Source organism: Tetragenococcus solitarius NBRC 100494 (assembly GCF_001544195.1).
GTDB classification, from domain to species: Bacteria; Bacillota; Bacilli; order Lactobacillales; family Enterococcaceae; genus Tetragenococcus; species Tetragenococcus solitarius.
The window spans coordinates 1-623 of the sequence record NZ_BCPY01000093.1; the positions used below are offsets into that span (position 1 = coordinate 1).

General features: G+C 50.6%; 6 tRNA genes. All 6 read right to left on the reverse strand.

The window, feature by feature from the left end:
- Positions 1 to 3 precede the first annotated feature (3 nt).
- The 6 genes from TS1_RS12255 to TS1_RS12280 all read right to left on the reverse strand — a co-directional run bounded on the left by TS1_RS12255 (position 4) and on the right by TS1_RS12280 (position 614).
- A tRNA-Asp gene (locus TS1_RS12255) sits at positions 4 to 80 on the reverse strand.
- Between the two features lie 39 nt (positions 81 to 119).
- Positions 120 to 193, reverse strand: a tRNA-Met gene (locus TS1_RS12260).
- 47 nt (positions 194 to 240) lie between these two features.
- A tRNA-Ser gene (locus tag TS1_RS12265) sits at positions 241 to 330 on the reverse strand.
- A 25-nt stretch (positions 331 to 355) separates the two neighbouring features.
- Positions 356 to 429 (reverse strand) — tRNA-Ile (locus tag TS1_RS12270).
- A gap of 16 nt (positions 430 to 445) precedes the next feature.
- Positions 446 to 519: transfer RNA gene (locus TS1_RS12275), tRNA-Met, on the reverse strand.
- A 22-nt stretch (positions 520 to 541) separates the two neighbouring features.
- Positions 542 to 614 (reverse strand) — tRNA-Ala (locus tag TS1_RS12280).
- Between the last annotated feature and the right edge of the window lie 9 nt (positions 615 to 623).

The window sequence follows — 623 nt, forward strand, 5'->3', positions numbered from 1 at the left end:
CAATGGCGGTCTGGACGGGACTCGAACCCGCGACCTCCTGCGTGACAGGCAGGCATTCTAACCAGCTGAACTACCAGACCAAATTTGTTGCATACTCCATACTTGAAAAACAAGTACAATTGCGGGAGCAAGATTTGAACTTGCGACCTTCGGGTTATGAGCCCGACGAGCTACCAGACTGCTCCATCCCGCGATAATAAATCAATTCTTACCTGCAATAACTACAAGTAAAATTAATAAAGGAGGATAAGGGATTCGAACCCTTGCACGGTTTTACCCGCCTGACGGTTTTCAAGACCGTTCCCTTCAGCCGGACTTGGGTAATCCTCCAGTAAATAAAATGATAGTGACGCAATGGACCTTGTAGGACTCGAACCTACGACCTGACGGTTATGAGCCGTCTGCTCTAACCAACTGAGCTAAAGGTCCAAGCTCTTAATCAAAATCGCGGTGGAGGGGATCGAACCCACGACCTCCCGGGTATGAACCGGACGCTCTAGCCAGCTGAGCTACACCGCGAAAATCATTTTATCAAATGACATGGAGCCTAGCGGGATCGAACCGCTGACCTCCTGCGTGCAAAGCAGGCGCTCTCCCAGCTGAGCTAAGGCCCCAATTCACCA